At 63.9% G+C, this 19,253-nt stretch carries 14 protein-coding genes; 4 read left to right on the top strand and 10 right to left on the bottom strand.

Translation table 11 applies throughout. The annotated features are described in order from the left end of the window. Nucleotides 1-65: 65 nt before the first annotated feature. The 3 genes from K3165_RS07285 to K3165_RS07295 are packed head-to-tail and all read right to left on the bottom strand — an operon-like array spanning nucleotide 66 to nucleotide 4,559. Nucleotides 66-1,622 (bottom strand): DUF389 domain-containing protein, encoded by a 1,557-nt coding sequence (locus tag K3165_RS07285; RefSeq protein ID WP_221548085.1) that lies wholly within the window; start codon nucleotides 1,620-1,622, stop codon nucleotides 66-68. 9 nt (nucleotides 1,623-1,631) lie between these two features. Next, nucleotides 1,632-3,974 (bottom strand): FtsK/SpoIIIE family DNA translocase, encoded by a 2,343-nt coding sequence (locus K3165_RS07290; RefSeq protein WP_221548086.1) that lies wholly within the window; start codon nucleotides 3,972-3,974, stop codon nucleotides 1,632-1,634. A 57-nt stretch (nucleotides 3,975-4,031) separates the two neighbouring features. Continuing rightward, nucleotides 4,032-4,559: a thiamine phosphate synthase gene (locus K3165_RS07295; RefSeq protein WP_221548087.1), complete on the bottom strand. Its 528-nt coding sequence runs from the start codon at nucleotides 4,557-4,559 to the stop codon at nucleotides 4,032-4,034. 23 nt (nucleotides 4,560-4,582) lie between these two features. Between K3165_RS07295 and K3165_RS07300 the strand changes: the two genes are divergently transcribed. Then, complete coding sequence (locus K3165_RS07300; protein ID WP_221548371.1) at nucleotides 4,583-5,248, top strand: YggS family pyridoxal phosphate-dependent enzyme; 666 nt, start codon at nucleotides 4,583-4,585, stop codon at nucleotides 5,246-5,248. Between the two features lie 129 nt (nucleotides 5,249-5,377). Here the strand turns inward: K3165_RS07300 and K3165_RS07305 are convergent, their stop codons facing one another. From K3165_RS07305 to K3165_RS07315, 3 genes are all read right to left on the bottom strand, one after another. Further along, nucleotides 5,378-7,717 (bottom strand): TonB-dependent receptor, encoded by a 2,340-nt coding sequence (locus K3165_RS07305; RefSeq protein ID WP_247713914.1) that lies wholly within the window; start codon nucleotides 7,715-7,717, stop codon nucleotides 5,378-5,380. A gap of 85 nt (nucleotides 7,718-7,802) precedes the next feature. Next, on the bottom strand, nucleotides 7,803-10,562 hold the full coding sequence (locus K3165_RS07310; RefSeq protein WP_221548088.1) for a [protein-PII] uridylyltransferase: 2,760 nt from the start codon (nucleotides 10,560-10,562) through the stop codon (nucleotides 7,803-7,805). Next, a complete protein-coding gene (locus tag K3165_RS07315; RefSeq protein ID WP_221548089.1) occupies nucleotides 10,559-12,253 on the bottom strand; it encodes a class I adenylate-forming enzyme family protein in 1,695 nt (564 codons plus the stop codon). The genes K3165_RS07310 and K3165_RS07315 overlap by 4 nt, the downstream gene beginning before the upstream one ends. 172 nt (nucleotides 12,254-12,425) lie before the next feature. On the opposite strand from K3165_RS07315, the gene lgt reads away from it, so the two are divergent. The 3 genes from lgt to K3165_RS07330 all read left to right on the top strand — a co-directional run bounded on the left by lgt (nucleotide 12,426) and on the right by K3165_RS07330 (nucleotide 14,831). Next, nucleotides 12,426-13,304: a prolipoprotein diacylglyceryl transferase gene (gene lgt / locus K3165_RS07320; RefSeq protein ID WP_221548090.1), complete on the top strand. Its 879-nt coding sequence runs from the start codon at nucleotides 12,426-12,428 to the stop codon at nucleotides 13,302-13,304. Further along, entirely contained in the window at nucleotides 13,301-14,356 is a 1,056-nt protein-coding gene (locus tag K3165_RS07325) for a class I SAM-dependent methyltransferase (RefSeq protein ID WP_221548091.1), read from the top strand. Before lgt ends, K3165_RS07325 begins: the two co-directional genes overlap by 4 nt. Nucleotides 14,357-14,417: 61 nt before the next feature. After that, nucleotides 14,418-14,831 carry a DUF2147 domain-containing protein gene (locus K3165_RS07330; protein WP_221548092.1) on the top strand — a complete coding sequence of 138 codons (414 nt, stop codon included), beginning with the start codon at nucleotides 14,418-14,420 and terminating at the stop codon, nucleotides 14,829-14,831. A 1-nt stretch (nucleotide 14,832) separates the two neighbouring features. Here K3165_RS07330 and K3165_RS07335 read toward each other — a convergent pair whose 3' ends face one another. From K3165_RS07335 to K3165_RS07350, 4 genes are all read right to left on the bottom strand, one after another. Next, nucleotides 14,833-16,371, bottom strand: coding sequence for an ABC transporter permease/substrate-binding protein (locus tag K3165_RS07335; protein ID WP_221548093.1), 1,539 nt, complete (start codon nucleotides 16,369-16,371; stop codon nucleotides 14,833-14,835). Further along, a complete protein-coding gene (locus K3165_RS07340; protein ID WP_221548094.1) occupies nucleotides 16,368-17,126 on the bottom strand; it encodes an ATP-binding cassette domain-containing protein in 759 nt (252 codons plus the stop codon). Before K3165_RS07340 ends, K3165_RS07335 begins: the two co-directional genes overlap by 4 nt. Before the next feature lie 5 nt (nucleotides 17,127-17,131). Continuing rightward, the gene (locus K3165_RS07345; RefSeq protein ID WP_221548095.1) at nucleotides 17,132-17,614 is read right to left on the bottom strand and encodes a hypothetical protein; all 483 of its coding nucleotides are present in this window, start codon (nucleotides 17,612-17,614) and stop codon (nucleotides 17,132-17,134) included. Between the two features lie 82 nt (nucleotides 17,615-17,696). After that, nucleotides 17,697-19,211 (bottom strand): GAF domain-containing protein, encoded by a 1,515-nt coding sequence (locus K3165_RS07350; RefSeq protein ID WP_221548096.1) that lies wholly within the window; start codon nucleotides 19,209-19,211, stop codon nucleotides 17,697-17,699. Nucleotides 19,212-19,253 lie beyond the last annotated feature (42 nt).

The raw sequence follows: 19,253 nt of genomic DNA on the forward strand, positions 1-19,253 counted from the left end.
TGTCGTCCCCCGCAAGGGCACGAAATCACCTGTTGAGGCGCGCAGTTTCCGCCCGCACCTGCAAGCTAGATCGTGATCCAGGACAACTCGACGGTATCGCTGCCCGCAGTCTCCGTAACGCTCGAATCGATGCCGGCATCGGACAGCAGGTTCGCGACAATGGCCGCATCTTCCGCATTGCCGAGAACCATCACTGGCACGCCCGTTCGTTCGGCAGCCCAGATCGCGAGTTCGAGGCTCGCCTGACCCGCCTCGTTAGGCTTGCCGTCTTCCATCGCGATACGCGGGAGCTGCAGCAGCGGCGGCCTGAGGCTGGCAGTCCAGCCCGGCACAGACTTGGTCACGCGGCTCTCCAGCTCGCGATATCCGGACAAGCTAAGTTGCGGCAGGGGCTTTGCGGTTGCCGCAATGCGGCGCGTTTCGCGGTCTAGCATGACATCGCCCCGGGCCACCCCGGCTGCCACGGCCATCCGGTCCACCATGCCGGCAATCTGTCGCTCGGTCGCAGCGGCCTGTTCCGCAGCCCGCGCGCGGGCAAGTTCGGCCTGTTCTGCGGCACCCGGGTCGGCACCGACGCGGAATTGCTCGATGCTGACCGTCAGATCGTCACCCAGCCGCCTGCGCAAAGAGCGGGTGATATCTTCATTGGCATCGGCATCGAATTCAGGCGTGAGGACAGTCGCCGTGATGCGCAGTGGCTCGCTGTCCCAATCTATGGACTGTTCACTGATGCGGGAGCGATCGCCGAATTCCGCCTCGATCGTGTTCTTCACGATGCGCTGCGCGCTGGCTTCCCACGCGATCTGGCGCAGCGAAAGGCCGAGCGGGATCGCCAGCGCCACGAAGATGAAGAAGATCCCGACATTCTGGAACCAGCCCTGCCGGGTGGAGAGCGTGGTGCGGAATCCGTAAAGACGGGCCATCAGTGTGGCGGTCAGCGCGATAGTCAGGAAGTTGGTGAAGAACAGCCCCAATGCGCCGAAGAAAACCGTCCAGTTGAAGGTCGCAAGACCGAAGCCGACCACCGCTAGCGGCGGCATCAAGGCGGTCGCGATCGCCACGCCCACGATGCTTCCCTCGCGCCCGCGGATCATCGCGTAGGAACCGGCGATCGAGGAGAAGAGAGCCACGAGCAGGTCGAACAGGTTGGGGCGCGTGCGGGCCGCGATTTCTTCGGTCACGGTCTGGAGCGGCGACACGAGCACGATCAACGCGGCGAACAGCACCGCTGCAATACTGCCGAGCGCGAGCGAGCGCGCGGAAATCCGCAGCCATTTCTGCTTGCCGGTCGCAAGGGCGAAGCCGACCCCGAGGATCGGGCTCATCAGCGGCGAGAGCAGCATGGCCCCGATAACCACCGCAGGCGATGAGAGAAGCAGGCCGAGGATCGCGATGCCTGCCGACATCATGATCATCAGGATGTACCGCGGCGTTGCCGGACATTCGAGCGCGATCTTGGCGACCACCGCCTTGTGATCGACATCGCTGACAACCTTGTCGCGCCAGTACCGGCGCAGCGGCGCTATCGATCGGCCCAGCGGCGAATAGACCCAGCGCGGCGTATTTTCGGCCTTCTCGGTGGCGGCCTCGGTATCGGGTTCGGTTGCAGCAGATGAGTTCATCGGCGCCCTCTAGATCGGGTTTCCATCCTGGTCGCGGAAAATCTCGCGTCGGCCGACATGGTTGGCAGGCCCCACAAGCCCTTCGCTTTCCATCCGCTCGATCCACTTGGCAGCGGTGTTGTAGCCGACACCCATCTGGCGCTGGAGCCACGAACCTGAAGCCTTCTGGTTCTCGATAACGATCTGGCACGCCTGGCGATACTTGCGCTCGTCCGGATTGTCGGACGCGGTAAATTCGTCCTCGAAGTTGAAGCCGCCGTCTTCCGGCTCTTCGGTGACCGCATCGACATAATCGGGCTTGCCCTGCGCGCGCCAGTGATCGGCCACACGCTCGACCTCGTCGTCGCCCACGAACGGCCCGTGAACGCGAACCATCGCGCCGGTGTTGGGCTTGTAGAGCATGTCGCCCTTGCCCAGCAGCTGTTCGGCGCCCTGCTCGCCGAGGATGGTGCGGCTGTCGATCCGGCTCGTGACCTTGAAGCTGATACGCGTCGGCAGGTTGGCCTTGATGACGCCGGTGATGACGTCGACCGACGGACGCTGCGTCGCCATGATCAGGTGGATGCCTGCAGCACGCGACTTCTGCGACAGGCGCTGGATAAGCACTTCGATTTCCTTGCCGACGGTGACCATGAGGTCGGCCAGCTCGTCGACGATCAGCACGATCAGCGGCAGCGGTTCGTAATCGAGCTGCTCTTCTTCGTAGAGCTCCTCCCCGGTCTCGGGGTCGAAGCCGGTCTGGACACGGCGGCCGAGCGGCTTGCCCTTCTCCGCGGCTTTGCGAACCTTCTCGTTGAAGCCCGCAATGTTCCGCGAGTTCACGCTGCTCATCATGCGGTAGCGCTTCTCCATCTCCTCGACCGCCCATTTGAGCGCTCGGACAGACTTGGCCGGTTCGGTAACCACCGGCGAAAGGAGATGCGGGATATCGTCATAGGTCTTGAGTTCAAGCACCTTGGGATCGATCAGGATCAGGCGGCACTCGTCGGGCGTGAAGCGGTAGAGCAGCGACAGCAGGATCGCGTTGAGGCCCACCGACTTACCCGAACCCGTGGTACCCGCGACGAGCAAATGCGGCATGGCGGCAAGATCGGCGATGATCGGTTCGCCCGCGATGTCCTTGCCGAGGATCATCGGCAGGCTGCCCCTGTGGTCCACGAAGGCGGCAGAGGTCGCAAGTTCCTTGTAGCTGACCATCTGGCGATCGGCATTGGGCAGCTCGATGCCGATCACGGTCTTGCCCGGGATCGGCGAGACGCGCGCACTGATCGCGCTCATGTTGCGGGCGATGTCTTCTGCAAGGCCGACAACGCGGCTCGCCTTGATGCCTGGGGCGGGCTCGAGCTCGTACATGGTCACGACGGGGCCTGCGCGCACCGCGGTGATCTCGCCCTTCACGTTGAAATCGTCGAGCACGTTCTCGAGCAGGCGCGCATTCCTTTCGAGCGCGATCTTGTCGAGCTTGGGCGCATTGCTTTCGGGCTGGTCGGTCAGCAATTCATGGCTCGGCAGCTGGTAGCTGGCGAACATGTCGCGCTGCTTTGCCTTGGCCGGACGCGATTGCGCAGGAGCGGACACCGGATCGGCGATCTCGGGCGCACGGCGCGGTTCGCGCACGGGCGCATCTTCGTCCGCGTCATCATCGTCCGTGATCGGGGCCCGCTTCGCGCGCTTGGGTTTCTTGGGCCCCAGCGGAAGGTCGATCTCGGAGGTATCCGATCCGCGCTTCAGCATCTCCGGAAGTGTGAAGAACTGTGCCCAGTCGATCGCAAAGACCTTGGTCACCAGCGCCAGCCCGCCGCCCAGCGCGACGAGGCCCAGCCCCCCGATGATCCAGCCCGAAAACTCGCCACCGAAACGCGTCGCAACGGCATCGATGCCGCCGGCGCCGAGCAGGCCGGCCAGCCCGCCGGCACCCGCCGGAAAAGGTCCCGGACTGTCTTCGAACAGGAGCGAGATGACCGTGCCCAACAGCAGCATGGCCAGCATGAGCAGTGCGAAGGGACTCCACCATTTGCCGGGTGTCTCTTCTTCTTCGGGATCCTCGACCCCGGTCCACAAACGGCGCGCGGAAATCCAGAGCAGGGGCAGCAGCAGCAGCGCGGGGAGGCCGAAAGCGAAATAGGCGCGTTCGGCTGCCCATGCGCCGCTCAGCCCCATCCAGTTTCCGATCTGCGATCCGTCTGCGGCGGTTGACGGGCTGGGATCGGTCTGCGTGTAGCTGACCAGCGCGAGCGCGAGGAACAGCAGCAGCGCGAACAGCACCCCGCTGCCCGCCATATGCGTGGCGCGCCGCAAAGACCGGCGGAAAGCCGCCCGCCAGTCGGGTTTGGCGCCTGCGCGCGTTGCCATTCGTATTTCCCCTAATCCGTCGAGAGCGCGCAGTATGAATCCTCGGAGAGTCCGAGGTCAAGGCATGTTCGTCGAGCGGAGGCCGTCGATCGCGCCCCAGCGCGGCCAGTCGAGCTCGACCGCCCGCTTTGCATTCATGCCGCCCAATGCGATTACCGGGACCGGCGACTGCTGGGCCAGCACCTGAAATCCGTACACGCCCAGCGTCCTTGCGCCCGGATGCGAGGCGGTCGGGAAGACGGGCGAAAGGAATATGGCATCGGCACCGGCCGCCACGGCCTGCTCGATCTCGTCACCGTTATGGGCGGTGGCGAGCTTCAGGCCCCTGTCCAACCGCTCGGGCGGGCCATAGCTGCCGTCCGCACCCCAGTCTTCGTCGCCCGACAGGATGACAGTGTGGCCGAAGGATCGCGCGATTTTTGCGAGTTCGTCGAAGCGCGCGCGCCGCTGTGCCGGGTCAAGGTGATAATGCCGGAACACGAAGCCCGAACCGCGCGGCAAGGCGCGCAAGGCTTCCTCGAGCCCAGCGTCATTGCGTGCATCGCTCAGGAGCCAAAGCAGGGGGAGGGACTGGCGTGTCGTCACATCTCGGCTATAGCGCGCCCAAGATGGAAAAGGCAGATACTCCTCTCGCACAGGTCCGCGCCAATATTGCGCTGGTTTGCAAACGTGCCCGGCGCGATCCCGGCGAGGTTACGCTCGTCGCGGTCAGCAAGCGCCACGATGCCGCGACGATCGAACCGCTCCTGCTCGAAGGGCATCGTCATTTCGGCGAGAACCGTGTGCAGGAAGCGCAGGAAAAGTGGCCCGCACTGCGCGAGGCGCATCCCGGCGTGCAGCTGCATCTCGTCGGCCAGCTGCAGTCGAACAAGGCCGAGGATGCCGCCGCGCTGTTTGACGTGATCCACTCGCTCGACCGACCAAGCCTCGTGAAAGCGCTGGCCAAGGCCTTCGACAAGACCGGCAGGCAGGTGCCCTGCTTCGTACAGGTCGATGTCGGCGACGAGAAGCAGAAGGGCGGCTGCCCGGTTGGCGAATTGCCCGCTCTGATCAAGCAGGCCCGTGACGCCGATATCCCGCTGGCAGGCCTCATGTGCCTGCCGCCGGCCGATATCGAGCCCGCGCCGTTTTTCGCTTTCCTCGACAAGCTCGCGCGCGATCACGGGCTCGAAGGGCGCAGCATGGGCATGAGCGGCGACTACGAAACCGCGATCATGCTCGGCGCGACGCATGTGCGTGTCGGCACCGCCCTGTTTGGCGAGCGCCCTTCCTGACGCGTAATTCAACGCGCGCGATCAGCGACGCGTCAGCTCGAATGCGCGCGCTAGGCAGCGAAGCGGTAGCGCATAGAAAAAGGGGCGCCCGGAAGCGCCCCTTTCCCATTTTTCAAATGCTGCGTCCGATCAGAATTCGAACGTCGCTTCGACACCGACCTGGCGACCCTTCGACAGCGGCGACAGCGTGCCGCCTGCCGGGAAGAAGCCGAACGGCTGGTTGATGCCATTGCTCAGCGGACCGCCGAAGGGCAGCTGCGTATCGCCACCGGCCTGGACCTGGTCGAGCAGGTTCTTGCCGTAGAGCGAGAAGCTGAGGCCTTCCATCGGGGTGTCCCAAGTGATGTTGGCATCGAGGATCTGCGCATCCTGGATGTAACCGAAGTTGTTGTCGGTATACGCAAACTCGTCACGGAACTGGTAGTTCACGCGGGTCGTGATTGCGCTGTCACCAAGGTACAGCTCGTGGATCATGCCGACACCCCAGGTGATCGGGGGAACGCGCGGTAGCGACAGCGCGAGGTCGGCATCGTCGATCACGCCGTCACTCGAAATGTCGAAACGCACTTCGTCATATTCCGCGTCGATCACGCCGAGGTTGGCCGTGAACAGCAGCGAGTCGGTGACGCGCATGCGGCTTTCGGCCTCGAAGCCAAGGATCGAAGCATCGGCCGTGTTCAGGATGAACTGCGAGACACCGGCGGTCGGGCTCGACTGGTTCACTTCGCGCTGCATGTCCGAGATGTCGGTCAGGTAGACCGCGGCGTTGAGCGTGAAGGCACCGTCGTCCGACTGGAACTTGCCGCCGAACTCGTAGTTGTCGACCTTCTCTTCGTCGAAAGAGAAGTTGCCGCCCGTTGCCGGGACCACGACGTTTTCAAACACGGTCGCGTTGGTAATGCGGAAGTTGTAGCCGCCCGAACGGTAACCGCGAGTCCAGTGTGCGTAGACCTGGCCCTTGCCGAATTCATACTGCAGGCCGAGCTTCGGCGACCAGTTGGACCAGCTATTGTCATCCGTGAAGCCGTTGTTCTCGGTCGGGATGAAGGGGTTGGTGCCGCTGGTCGGGCAGGTGCCGTCGACCACCGAACATTCGGGACGCGGACGGATATAGGTTACGCCTGCATCCTTCTCTTCGCGGCTCCAGCGGAGGCCGGCGATGACCGAAAGGGCATCGGTGAGGTAGAACTGGCCGTTGGCGAATGCACCGAGAACCTGATGGTCCTGATAGCCACCGCCGTAGAAGGTCAGCGGCGAAAGCGGCGGAAGGTCACGCACTTCGGTATAGGCGATCGACTGGTCGAAGAAGAAACCGCCGACGGTCAGGTCGAAGCCATTGCCCGAAACCGCATAACGCAGTTCGTTCGAGATCTGGTCCTGCTCGGTCTCGGTGTTCGAGTGGAACCCGAAGAAGGGGGCGCTGTCGATATCGCCGAGCGTCGTCGCCTCATAGCTACGATAGCCGAAGATATTGGTCAGCGTACCCGGGCCGATGTCGACTTCTGCGGTAACCGAACCGGTCCAGATTTCATTGTCGTAATTGCCGGGCTCGTCGATCGCGAAATCGAAAGTGTCACGGCGGAAGATGCCGCGGTTCTGACCAGACGGGCCGTCACCTTCGGAGGTGAAGTAGTCGAGCTTACCGCGGATCATCAGGCCGCCGAAGCGACCTTCGAGTGCGCCGCGCAGGATCTTGGTTTCCGCTTCGCCGTGGTTCGAACCGTCGAACAGGTTGGTGAAGTAACCTTCGTCCTTGTTGTAATAGCCACCCAGTTTGAACAGCAGGGTGTCTTCGACGATCGGGCCGGAAATCACACCGCTGACGGTGTAGTTCGAACCGCCGCGGCCGCCATCGACCCACGGGCCGTCGACAGCTGCACGGAACTTGCCGCTGAATTCGTCGGTCGGGTTGCCGGTGTTCAGCAGGACCGCGCCGCCGGTCACGTTACGACCGAACAGCACGCCCTGCGGACCGCGCAGGATTTCCACGCTGTCGAGGTCGAACACGTCGAAGACGACGCCGCCGTTGAAGCCTAGGTACACGCCATCGACGAAGACGCCGACGGTCGGGTCGATCGAGGGGATCGACGAGTTGATGCCGAGGCCGCGGATCGAGAAGTTCGCCGTACCGCGGCTGGTGCCGACTTGGTCGAGCGAAACGTTCGGCGCCGAATAGGTCAGCGACTGGACGTCACGCACGTTGAGGGCATCAAGGCTTTCCGAATTGAACGCGGTCACGGCAAGCGGGATGTCCTGCACATTTTCCGGGTTCTGCGTCTTGGTGCCGGTGACGATGATGGTGTTGAGCGAGTCGATACCGCGGGCCGGGGTCTGGTCCGCTGCGTCGTCTTCCTGGACAACAGTATCGGTATCGTCGTCAGCATCCTGCGCCATAGCGGCCTGGGGGAGCAGCGTGAAACCTGCACCGAGAAGGGCAAGCGTGCGCAACGAAAGCGTAGTGGATCGCATGAGGGGTCCTCTCCTTTGGATATCTCTCGCAAGAATCAGTGGCCGATTTGCAACCTAACTGCAACAATCAAACCACGAACGGCTGTCAGGCGTCTTCCAACCGTGCCTGTAATGCATCACCTGCCGCCTCTACCAGTCGGGCCTCGAGGCGGTTCTGGCGCTCGCCCTCGACCAGTTTGCCGCCGGTGAGATCGGTCACGTAGAAGGTGTCGACCGCCCGTTCCCCGTAGTTGGTGATGTGGGCCGAATGGACCACCAGGCGGCTCTCGAACAGGACCCTCGCCAGCCGGTTGAGCAGTGCGGGACGATCGCGTGCGTTGACCTCGATGACGGTGAAGCGGTTCGAAGCCTTGTTGTCGAACAGCACCCGAGGCGAAACATCGAAGGCCTTGGACCGGCTGTGCGGCAGGGGCCGCTGGGCCAGCTTCGGCGTCAGGTCGATCCGGTTGGCGAGCGCATCGGAAATGCTCTGCTCGATCCGGCGCAGCTGCTGCTCCTCGCGGAACGGGGCGCCGTGCGGGTCCTGCACGAGGAAGTTGTCGAGCGCCCAGCCCGTGCGCGAGGTATGGATGCGCGCATCGATGATGTTCCCACCAGCCAGGTGGATGCCGCCGGCGATGCGGTAGAACAGGCCCGGGTGGTCTGACGCGATCACCGTGACCAGCGTTGCCCCGCGTGCCTCGTAATTTTCGCAGTGAACCGAAAGGTCGTGCTCGAGATCGCGCGCCGCGGCGTAATGCACGAGGTTGAGCGCGATGATATCGACCGGTTCGGCGATCCAGTAGGCATCGCCGAAGGTCTGTCCGAGCTCCTCGACCAATCCGGCCTTCTCGCCGAGCAATTCTCCGACCTGCTCCTTCTTCGCAGCGACCTTTTCCTTGCGACCATGCCGCATGTGGCCGAGCCGCATGCGCTCTGACGAGGCATCGTAAAGCTCGCCCAGCAACTGGCCTTTCCAGCTGTTCCACGTGCCGGGGCCCACCGCCCGTATATCGACCGCCGTCAGGATCGCGAGATGCCGAAGGCGTTCGACGCTTTGCACCTGCGAGACGTAATCCTCGATCGTCTTGGGATCGGTGAGGTCGCGCTTCTGCGCAGTATGGCTCATCAGCAAGTGGTTGAGCACCAGCCACGAAACCAGTTCGGTTTCACTCTCTGTGAGGCCGAAGCGCGGGCATAGTTCGAGCGCGACTTCGGCGCCGAGTTCGGAGTGATCGCCACCGCGCCCCTTGGCGATATCGTGCAGGAGCGCCGCCACGTAAGCCACGCGCCGTGAACTGACCTTGTGAATCAGGCGGGTGGCGCGCGGATGGTCGTCCTTGAGCTGGCCCTTCTCGATCTGGCTGAGCAGGCCGATGGCGCGGATCGTGTGCTCGTCCACCGTATAGTGGTGGTACATGTCGAACTGCATCTGCGCGTTGACCTTGCCGAAATCGGGCACGAAACGGCCGAATACGCCGGTCTCGTTCATCCAGCGAAGGACCATTTCGGGATCGTTGCGCCCACAAAGCAGCTCGAGGAACAGCGCATTGGCGCGCTCGTCCTCGCGCACGTCATTGTCGATCAGCTTCGCGTCGCGATCGGCCTGCCGCATGGTCTCGGGGTGGATTTCCAGTTCCTCGGCCTCGGCGATCTGGAATATCTCGATCAGCCGCACCGGGTCCTTGCGGAACCAGTCGTCCGATGGTGCGGCGATCCGGCCGCCGAAGACGCGATAGCCCTTCACCAGCCTCGGCTTGGGCCGGAAACCGGCAAAAAAGCCCCTGCGGGCAGCATTCTTCGCCAAATCGTCCTCGATATGGGCGAGGAACACGCCAGTGAGGCTGCCGACGCGCTTCGCCTGCAGGAAATAGAACTGCATGAAGCGCTCGACCTTGCTCTTGCCGGGGCGGTCGGCGAAATTCATCCGCTCGGCGACCTGCCGTTGGAGGTCGAAGGTCAGCCGGTCTTCGGCGCGCCCCGTGATGATGTGCATGTGGCAGCGCACGGCCAGCAGGAAGCGCTCGGCACGGCGGAAGCTGCGGTACTCGACCTGCGTCATCAGGCCGGTGTCGACCAGCTCTGCGGCACTGCTGACGCGGTGGATGAACTTGCCGATCCAGTAGAGCGTCTGCAGGTCGCGCAGGCCGCCCTTGCCGTCCTTTACATTGGGCTCGACGACATAGCGGCTGTCGCCCAGCCGCTTGTGGCGGGCATTACGCTCGTCCAGCTTCTGCGACAGGAAAGCGCGCTCGTTCCCGTCGACGACCTCGCGCGTGTAGCGACGCTCGCCTTCCTCGTAGAGATCGCGATCACCCCAGACATAGCGCCCTTCGAGAAGCGCGGTCCGGATGGTGAGGTCGTCCCTGGCCAGCCGGATCGCCTCGTCCAGAGTGCGCGTGGAATGGCCGACCTTCAGGCCGAGGTCCCACAACAGGTAGAGCATCGCCTCGACCACCTGCTCGCACCAGGCATTGCGACGCTCGCCGACAAGGAAGGCAATGTCGACGTCAGAATGCGGCGCCATCTCGCTGCGCCCGTATCCGCCCACTGCCATGATCGCGAGCCTCTCGCCCGCGCTCCGGTTGGCATTGGGATAGGTGTGCTGCGTCACATATTCGTGGATCACGCGCACCAGCTGGTCGACCAGAAATGAATAGCCTCCGGCCACGGCATGACCTGCCGACGGGCGCGCAGCCAGCCGCCCTTCCATCTCCGTCCGGCCGGCCTCGAGCGCGCGCTTGAGCGCCTCGACGACGGGCTGGCGCGACTTGCTGCCGCGTTCGGCGACCAGCGCCTCGATCTCGGAAGCAAGCTTGCGCCTGTCGATGATCGCGCGCTGGTCGGGGATCCGCGTAGTGCTCAACTGGGAACGTAATCCTTGGCATACATGGTCTTGACCGTGCGCTTGTCGACCTTCTGCGTACCGAGGCGCGGAAGCTGTTCGTCGGCTTTCCAGAGCACGCTCGGGATCTTGAAGGGCGCGATATGCTCGCGAAGGAATGCCTGCAGGTCTTCCTTCGAAAGGTCCTTGCCCGGATGCGTGAAATAGACCGCGGCAGGCACTTCGCCGAAGCGTTCGTCGGGAACGCCGAAGACGCTGCATTCGGCGACCGCGTCATGCGCGTAGATCGCCTCCTCCACCTCGATGCAGGAGATGTTCTCGCCGCCGCGGATGATGATGTCCTTCTTGCGGTCGACGATGAAGAGGTAGTTGTCCTCGTCGAGATAGCCGAGGTCACCGGTGCGGAAGTAGGCGTCATCGGTATAGGCCGAAGCGGTCGCCTCCTCGTTCTTCCAGTAGCCGAGGAAGTTGGCCACCGAGCGGATGCAGACCTCGCCCACTTCGCCCTGAGCGAGCTTGTTGCCATCATCGTCGAGGATGGCGAGATCGACCAGCGGCTTCGACGGCATGCCGGTCGAGCCGGGCTTGGCCATGTAGTTCTCGTTCAAGTTGCCGCAGCCCACCGCATTGGTTTCGGTGAGGCCGTAGCCCAGGAGCGGGAAGCCTTCCGGGAAGGCGTCCTTGATCTTCTTCACATGCTCCGGCGGACGCGCAGAGCCGCCTGCGGCGAAGCTCTTGCATTGCGACAGGTCGAACTTTTCCCTGTCCGGATGCGTCGCCATTTCATAGCTCATCAGCGGCACGCCGACGAAATAGGTGACCTTTTCTTCGTCGAGCAGGCGCAGCGCTTCGCCGGCATCCCACTTCGGCATAAGCACCAGCTTGCGGCCCATCGCGAAGCTTTGCAGGAACAGCGGGACCTCGCCCGTGACGTGAAACAGCGGCACGGCAACCAGCGCGCTGGGCTGGACCGTCGGCGCTTCGCCCTTCTCGGTCATCAGGGCAAGGATCATGGCCGTCTGCGCGACATAATTCATCACGCCCGAGACGACGCCGAGGTGATCCGAATAGGCCCCCTTGGGATGACCGGTCGAACCAGAGGTGTAGAGAATTGTCGCAAGATCGTCGGGACCGAGTTCGCCCAGCATCTTCATCGCCGTATCGCCAGCTTCCCAGATGGGCGCGAGGCCTTCGGCAGGAACGCCGTGGTCGAAGACGACGATCTTGGCCTTGACCGCATCACCGTCGATGCGCGCAGCGCGCTGGGCATCGGCGAGAACGAGCGAACATTCGCACAGCTCGATACCGTAGGCCATTTCCTCGCCGGTCCACCAGCCGTTCAGGAGCGTCGCGCAGCCACCTGCCATCAACGTGCCCATGTAGGCGATCATCCAGTTAGCGGAGTTGCGCGCGGCGATCCCGACGCGGTCGCCCTTCTTCACGCCGTGCTTGGTCGCAAGGCCGTGCGCGACATGCGTTGCTGCCGCATAGACTTCGCCGAAGGTGAGGCGCAGGTCGCCATCGACCAGGAAAAGTTCGTCCTTCTTCTCGTTGCAGAAATGCGCGAAATAATGCGCGAGGCTGGGCGGCGCATTCTTGAAGGCGGGCATTTCGACACCGCGACGTTCGATGGGGGTGGTTTCGAACATCTGGCCGGGGGCCGTAACGGCAGCAGTGAAGCGATGGATATCCTTGTCGAGATCGGTCGGCATGGTTGTGTAAGGTCCTCTCCGGTTGCAAGCGCGGGCATATCCGCATCCTCCCGACAAATTGCCGGTGAAGCTGCGAGACAGGCTTTCCCCAAAAGGCCTGCTATGCCAAAAGCCGCATCCGAAACGGGTCGCGCATGTCGGCTTTCGAGACGTTCTCTAAGGGGATAAAACCTTGCTGTCACTACTGGCCGCCACCGCGGCTGCTTCGGAACCGATCCAGTGGGCCGAACTGGGCCTGCGGCCCTATCTGTTCGAGATCGGCAGTTTCCAGCTGCGCTATTACTCGCTGGCATACCTGTTCGGCATCCTCTTCGCCTATTGGCACCTGTCGAAGATGATCAAGTCACCCGGCGCGCCGATGGCACAGCGTCATGCCGACGACCTCTTCTTCTACTGCACCCTCGGCGTGATCATCGGCGGCCGGCTTGGCTATGCGGTCTTCTATCGTCCCGATCTCCTGACCAGCGTCGAGCTGTTCAAGCTGTGGGGCGGCGGAATGAGCTTCCACGGCGGCGTAATCGGCGTGCTGCTCGCGATAACCTGGGTGGCATGGCGCGGCGGCCTCAACTGGCTGCGCATTTGCGACTACATCGCGGTCAACGTTCCGCTCGCCTACATGCTCGGGCGCATCGCGAACTTCATCAATGGCGAGCTTTACGGCCGTCCGGTCGAAGGCGACCTGCCTTGGGCGATGGTCTTCCCGAACGGCGGCGACATCGCCCGCCACCCCAGCCAGCTCTATCAGGCCGGCCTCGAAGGCCTGCTGCTCGGCATCCTGCTCATCGCGCTCTTCTGGAAGACGCGCGCGCGCTATCGAGCCGGCCTGCTGGTGGGCCTGTTCACCGTGGGCATGGGCGTCGGCCGCTTCGTCAACGAGTTCTTCCGCGAGCCCGATGCGCATCTTGCCGATCGCGTGATCGAGACGGGCCTGAGCCAGGGCCAATGGCTGTCGATCCCGATGATCGCAGTCGGCGTCATCGTGCTCGTCTATTCGCTGCTGCGCCAGCCGGTCGGTGGCGCCAAGTCCGAGCCCAAGCCGCAAACGACATGAGCACCGCCGGCGACGACAAGGATCTCGCCGCCCGCTTCCGTCGCCTGATAGAGCGCCACGGGCCCATGCCCGTGTCGCGCTACATGGGCGAGAGCAATGCGCTCTATTACGACAGCCGCGACCCGCTTGGGCAGGCCGGCGATTTCACCACCGCGCCCGAAATCAGCCAGATGTTCGGCGAGATGGTGGGCCTGTGGTTTGCCGATCTCTGGTCGCGCTCCGGCAGGCCCGATGCAGCCTATGTCGAACTTGGCCCGGGGCGCGGGACGCTGGCGCGCGATGCCCTGCGCGCCATGTCGAGCCAGGGGCTGAGACCGCCCGTCCACCTTGTCGAAGGGTCGCAAGCCTTGCGCGATGCGCAGGCCGATGCCGTGTCGCAGGCCGAGTTCCACGACAGTATCGAGACCCTGCCGGAGGACCGGCCACTCTATCTCATCGCCAATGAATTTCTCGACGCCCTGCCGATCCGCCAGCTGGTGATGACCGAGCGGGGCTGGCGCGAACGGATGGTCGCGCTGGCTGGCGAGGAGTTCGTCTTTGCGGCCGGTCCCAACCCGATGGACGATGCCGTGCCCGAAGACCGCCGCAGCCAGCCGGTCGGCACGGTGATCGAAACCAGCCCCGGCGCCGCCGCGACGATCGAGGAGATCGCCCGCCGCATCGACATCCAGGGCGGCGCGGCGCTGTTCATCGATTACGGCTACCTCCTGCCACAAGCGGGCGAGACCCTGCAGGCCGTGCGCGCGCACCAGAAGGTCGGCGTGTTCGACGCACCGGGCGAGATGGACCTCACCGCACTGGTCGATTTCTCGGTGCTGGTGGACATCGCCAAGCGCGCCGGGCTCGCGGTCGAGACTGCGACACAGGGCCATTGGCTCAGCGCGATGGGGCTTTCGCTGCGCATGCAGGCTCTTGCGCAGCGCAGCCCGGACCATGCTGCCCAACTTAAAGAAGCGCACGACCGTCTCGTCGGCACCGATGCCATGGGCAGCCTCTTCAAGGTCATGGCGATCACGCCCGCCCATTCCGCGCGGGGTGCCGGCTTCGGCTGAGGTTCAGGAATTGCCGGTCACTATGGTAACCCTTCCGCTAGCCCGTACGAAGGAGCCTGTAATGACCAAGCGCCTGCTTCCCCTCCTGGCCCTGTGCGTTGCCGCGCCGCTGATGGCCGCTCCGCCGGTCGAAGGGCGCTGGGTCACGGCAGAGAAGGACGCGGTCATAACCATCGGCGACTGCGGCCAGACGGTCTGCGGGCGCATCACGAAGTTCCTCGAAGCGCCACCGCAGGGTGCCGACCAGCGCGACGTCAACAACCGCGACCCGAAACTGCGTGGCCGCAAGCTGCTGGGCATGCCGGTCCTCAGCGGGTTCGTGGAAGAGGAAGACCTATGGCGCGGCGAGATTTACGATCCGAAGTCCGGCAAGACCTATCGCTCGGTCATCCGCCGGATAAATCCGACCACGCTCGAAGTGAAAGGCTGCATCGGACCCTTCTGCCAGACGCAGGTCTGGAAGCGCGCCCGCTGAGCTAGAGCCCCGCGCGCTCCGCCAGCCGCCTTGCCGCCTCGTCGAAGGACAGCTTGTCCTCCTCGCGGTCGACCGAATAATTCGCCTCGCGCATGGCCGCGACATCGATGGAATCGATGATCGGCCGCAGCGCCCCTACCAGCGCCTCGTCACGCGAGGCTTCCGGGCTGAGCAGCAGGACCGCGTCGTAATTCGGGAAGGCATCACGCGGATCGTCGAGAATGAAGAGGTCGTCCGCCTCGATCCGTCCGTCCGACGTATAGGCGCCGATTACATCGGCCTCACCCGATTGCAGCGCGTTGTACATGAAGGTCGGCGAGAAATTGCGCTGCTCCGCAAAGCGCAGGCCATAGGCATCGCGCACCGCGATCCATTCGGGCCGCTCGAAGAATTCCGGATCGCCGCCCACGGTCATCTCGCGCGCGACATTGGCGAGGTCCTCGATGCTCTCGAGGCCGCGCATCTGCATGGTCTCGGTGCGAACCGCGAAGCCATAGGCGTTCTCGAAACCGAGCCGTCCGAGAACCTGCATGCCGGTTTTCTCGGTCTCCCATTCGACGATCTGCGCATACATCTCGTCGCGCGGCGGATTATCCTCGCGCTTCATCTGATTGGTCCAGATCGTGCCGGTGTAATCGACATAAACATCGATATCGCCGCTGGCCGCTGCACTATGGGCGACAGCGGAGCCGAGTCCGTCGCGGTATTCGACCGCGAACCCTTCTGCCTCCAGCTGCTGTCCAATGAGGCGGGCGAGGATGTATTGTTCGGAAAAGCCCTTGGCTCCGATGACGACGCGGTCTTCGTCATCGCCTCCGCCGAATTGCGCGAAGAGAGCGGCGATCACGCCCAGCGCGACCACCAGCAGCCCGCCGAGCCACAGGCCGCGCCTGCGCTCGCGGAACCCGCGCTCGATGAGGCCCAGCAGCGTATCGGCGACCAGCGCAAGGCCCGCGCTGGCAATGCAGCCTGCCAGCACCAGCACCCAGTTCTGCGTCTGCAGGCCTGCAAAGATCGGATCGCCGAGGCTCTTCTGGCCGATGGTCGTGGCGAGCGTTGCTGCGCCGATGGTCCAGACCGCCGCAGTACGGATGCCCGCCATGATATAGGGCGCGGCAAGCGGCGCCTCGACCAGCAGCAGCCGCTGTCGAAAGTTCATGCCGACACCGGCCGCGGCCTCCATCACGCCGGGATCCAGATTGGCCTGCGCCGTCACCGCGTTGCGCAGGATCGGCAGCAGGGCATAGAGAGCCAGCGCCAAGAGGGCCGGCAGGAAACCGAGCGTCGGCAGCCCTTCCCCGAACACGGCACGCAAGCTCAGCAGGATCGGGAAGAACAGCGCGAGCAGCGCAAGTGCCGGGATGGTCTGGACGAGGCTGGCGAAGGCGAGCGAGGCGCGCGCGACCTTTTCAGACCGGCTCGCCCATACGGCCAGTGGCAGTGCCACCGCGATGCCCAGCGCAATTGCCGCAGCCGACAAGATGACATGGGCGGACAATTGGTCGCCCAGGCCGGTCAGCGCGTCCCACATTCCGTTCATGCCGAGAGCTCCGCCAGCCGTTCGGCCTGATGACGCGGAACGGCGACAAGCGCTTGCGCGATTTCACCGCCGGCTCCTGCGACGAGCGACTGAGGGGTCTCGTCTGCAACGATGCGGCCCGCGTCCATGACCAGCACGCGATCGGCCAGCAGCAGCGCTTCGGCCATGTCGTGCGTGACCATGACTGTCGTCAGTCCGAGTTCCTCGTGCAGCTTGCGCACTCTCTCGCCCAGAGCATCGCGGGTCACGGGATCGAGCGCGCCGAAGGGTTCATCCATCAGCAGCAGCTGCGGTTCGGCCGCCAGTGCCCGCGCGACACCCACCCGCTGCCTTTGCCCGCCCGACAGCTCGTCGGGCATGCGATCTACCATCTCGCGGTCGAGTTCGACCCATTCCAGCAGCTTGCCGATACGATCTTCGGGCAGGCGTTCGCCTGCCAGCCGCGGACCGATGGCAATGTTTTCCGCCACGCTCATATGCGGAAAGAGACCGATCGACTGGAAGACGTAGCCGATCCTGCGGCGCAAGCCCGCAAGCGGGAGACCTGCGACGTCATCACCGTCAAATGTGACCGATCCGGTGGTAGGTTCCACCAGCCGGTTCACCGTCTTGAGCAGGGTCGACTTGCCCGAGCCAGAGGCGCCCACCAGCGCAACGAAACTGCCCGCTTCGATTGCGAGATCGAGCGCATCGATAGCGCGGGTCGGGCCATAGGCTTTCGACACGCCGCTGAAGGTAAGGACGGGCTCGGGCATGACGGCTATTGCTCGTCATCCTCCGCTTCGGCAGGAGCCTCGTAGCTGACGCTCGTCAGTTCGACCCTCTTTCCTCCAGGTCCTGTGACGATCATCGTTTCGCCACGCAGGCGGCTGGTTTCCCAGCAGGTCTCGTTCGTTTCTGCCTCTTCGCCTTCGGGTTCTTCAGCTTGCTCGGGCGCCAGGCACAAGAGCTTGCCGCGCGCGCCGTCGGTATAGGTCCAGTCGCCCGTGCCATAGGGATCGCCATTGCGCAGGTCGCGATAGGTCCCGCCCTCGTCGAGATAGGTCGTGAAACGCGCGCCGTTTTCAGACAATGCCCGCCATGCCGTACCTTCCATCGTCGTCGGGACTTCGCCGCTATGGACTGCCGAAGGCGATGCCTCGCCCCCCTCATCTGCGGCAGGCGCGGCCCCTTCCTCTGCTTCGGGACCGGCACAGGAAGCCAGCAAAATGCTGATGGAAACAAGGGCGGTGCGATAGCGCATGAATTCAGGCCTCCGCTGGAGAGTCAGGCACCGACCCTAGGGCCGCAGCGCGGACTTGGCGACCCCCATGCCAATGGGAGCTTCAGTCGGTCAGGCTCTTACGCGGAATGACGAGCCTCACATCGAGGCCGTCGTCGGTATAGACGCGTTCGAAAGTCCCGGCGAGCTGGCTTTCGACTGCCATGCGCAGAAGCCGAGAGCCGAAACCTTCGCGCTCCTGCTCCTCGGTAATGCCACACTGGCTCGCCCGTTCTTCCCAGGTGATGCAGATGTCTCCATTCCCCTCGCAATCGTCCTCGACGAGGACCGCCACCTCACCCTCGGCACAGGACAGGGCCCCGTACTTGGCGGAATTGGTTGCAAGTTCGTGGAAAATGAGCGCCAGGGGCGTGGCAGCGCGGGCACCGATCTTCACGCCGGGACCAGAAACCGAGAACCGCTCCCCGCCCTTGGTATCGTAGGGCGCCAGCAAGTCGCGCAGCAGACCGGACAGGGTTTCTCCGCGCCGCTCGCTCATCGGGCGCACGTAGTCATGCGCGGAGCCGAGCGCACGGATCGCTTCGGTCAGCTCCCTTGCAAACTCGCTGACTTCCTCACGACCGCGCGCGCGGATTGCGATCAGGCCCGAAACGACGGCGAAGATGTTCTTGATCCGGTGCGAGAGCTCCCGCGCCAGCAGGTCGCGTGCCTCGGAAATCCGGTGTGCCTTGTCGATATCGACCACGGTGCCGAACCAGCTGACCGGCTGCCCTTCGGTGACGACCGGCAATGCGAGCGACTGGACCCAGCGATAGCTCCCGTCAGCGAGCTTCAGGCGCCACTCGTCCTCGAACAGTTCGGCAGCTTCTACCGCGGCATTGAACTTGGCGATGGTCGCGTCCCAGTCTTCCTCATGGATCGCCGGACGCCAGTCATCAGCCGTCTTCGGCGGTTCGAGACCGGTCAGCTCGTGCCACCGCGCATTCACATAGGTGAAGTTGCCGGCATCGTCCGCACGCCAGGCGATGCCCGGGACGCTATCGACCATATGCTGGAGCTCGCGCTCGCTCTGCCGCAGTGTCTGGTTGACGTGCCGCCCCAGCCGCCGCTGCCCAAGCCTGCGCATGACCGCCTGCGCAAGGACCGCAAGCCCGTCGAGCTGGAGTTCGTTCAGGCCCGTTTCGCGCGGTACCGTATCGATCACGCACAGCGCCCCGAGCGGAGCGCCTTCCTCGGAAATCAAGGGATGGCCGGCATAGAAGCGGATATGCGGCGGCCCGATGACGAGCGCGTTATTGGCAAACCGCTCGTCCTCGAGCGCATCCGCGATGACCATGGGTTCGCTGCCCAGCATGGCATGGGCGCAGAAGCTGGTCTTGCGCGGCGTAGTCGCTTCTTCGAGGCCGACCTTGGCGAGGAATCGTTGATCGTTCTTCTCGACGAAAGTCACCATCGCCATGGGAACATCGCACAGCTTGGCAGCGAACCTTGCGATGCGCTGCAATTCGTCGTCTCCAACGAGATCCTTGCCGCCGTAATTTGCAAGCACGGACAGGCGCTCGTCTTCACCGCAAAATTGCGGCGAAGGCTCATGATCGGCGGGGTAGACCTCCCCCATTGATGCAGCCCTGTCCATAAGCGGGCAGCTTACTAGGGCATA

Origin of the sequence: Qipengyuania xiamenensis (genome assembly GCF_019711495.1) — a bacterium.
GTDB lineage: Bacteria > Pseudomonadota > Alphaproteobacteria > Sphingomonadales > Sphingomonadaceae > Qipengyuania > Qipengyuania xiamenensis.

What these genes read in the sequence shown, in the direction of transcription:
- K3165_RS07285 (WP_221548085.1), bottom strand. Translation starts at nt 1,622, where the DNA reads ATGAACTCATCTGCTGCAACCGAACCCGATACCGAGGCCGCCACCGAG.
- K3165_RS07290 (WP_221548086.1), bottom strand. Translation starts at nt 3,974, where the DNA reads ATGGCAACGCGCGCAGGCGCCAAACCCGACTGGCGGGCGGCTTTCCGC.
- K3165_RS07300 (WP_221548371.1), top strand. Translation starts at nt 4,583, where the DNA reads ATGGAAAAGGCAGATACTCCTCTCGCACAGGTCCGCGCCAATATTGCG.
- K3165_RS07305 (WP_247713914.1), bottom strand. Translation starts at nt 7,717, where the DNA reads ATGCGATCCACTACGCTTTCGTTGCGCACGCTTGCCCTTCTCGGTGCA.
- K3165_RS07315 (WP_221548089.1), bottom strand. Translation starts at nt 12,253, where the DNA reads ATGCCGACCGATCTCGACAAGGATATCCATCGCTTCACTGCTGCCGTT.
- K3165_RS07325 (WP_221548091.1), top strand. Translation starts at nt 13,301, where the DNA reads ATGAGCACCGCCGGCGACGACAAGGATCTCGCCGCCCGCTTCCGTCGC.
- K3165_RS07330 (WP_221548092.1), top strand. Translation starts at nt 14,418, where the DNA reads ATGACCAAGCGCCTGCTTCCCCTCCTGGCCCTGTGCGTTGCCGCGCCG.
- K3165_RS07335 (WP_221548093.1), bottom strand. Translation starts at nt 16,371, where the DNA reads ATGAACGGAATGTGGGACGCGCTGACCGGCCTGGGCGACCAATTGTCC.
- K3165_RS07340 (WP_221548094.1), bottom strand. Translation starts at nt 17,126, where the DNA reads ATGCCCGAGCCCGTCCTTACCTTCAGCGGCGTGTCGAAAGCCTATGGC.
- K3165_RS07345 (WP_221548095.1), bottom strand. Translation starts at nt 17,614, where the DNA reads ATGCGCTATCGCACCGCCCTTGTTTCCATCAGCATTTTGCTGGCTTCC.
- K3165_RS07350 (WP_221548096.1), bottom strand. Translation starts at nt 19,211, where the DNA reads ATGGGGGAGGTCTACCCCGCCGATCATGAGCCTTCGCCGCAATTTTGC.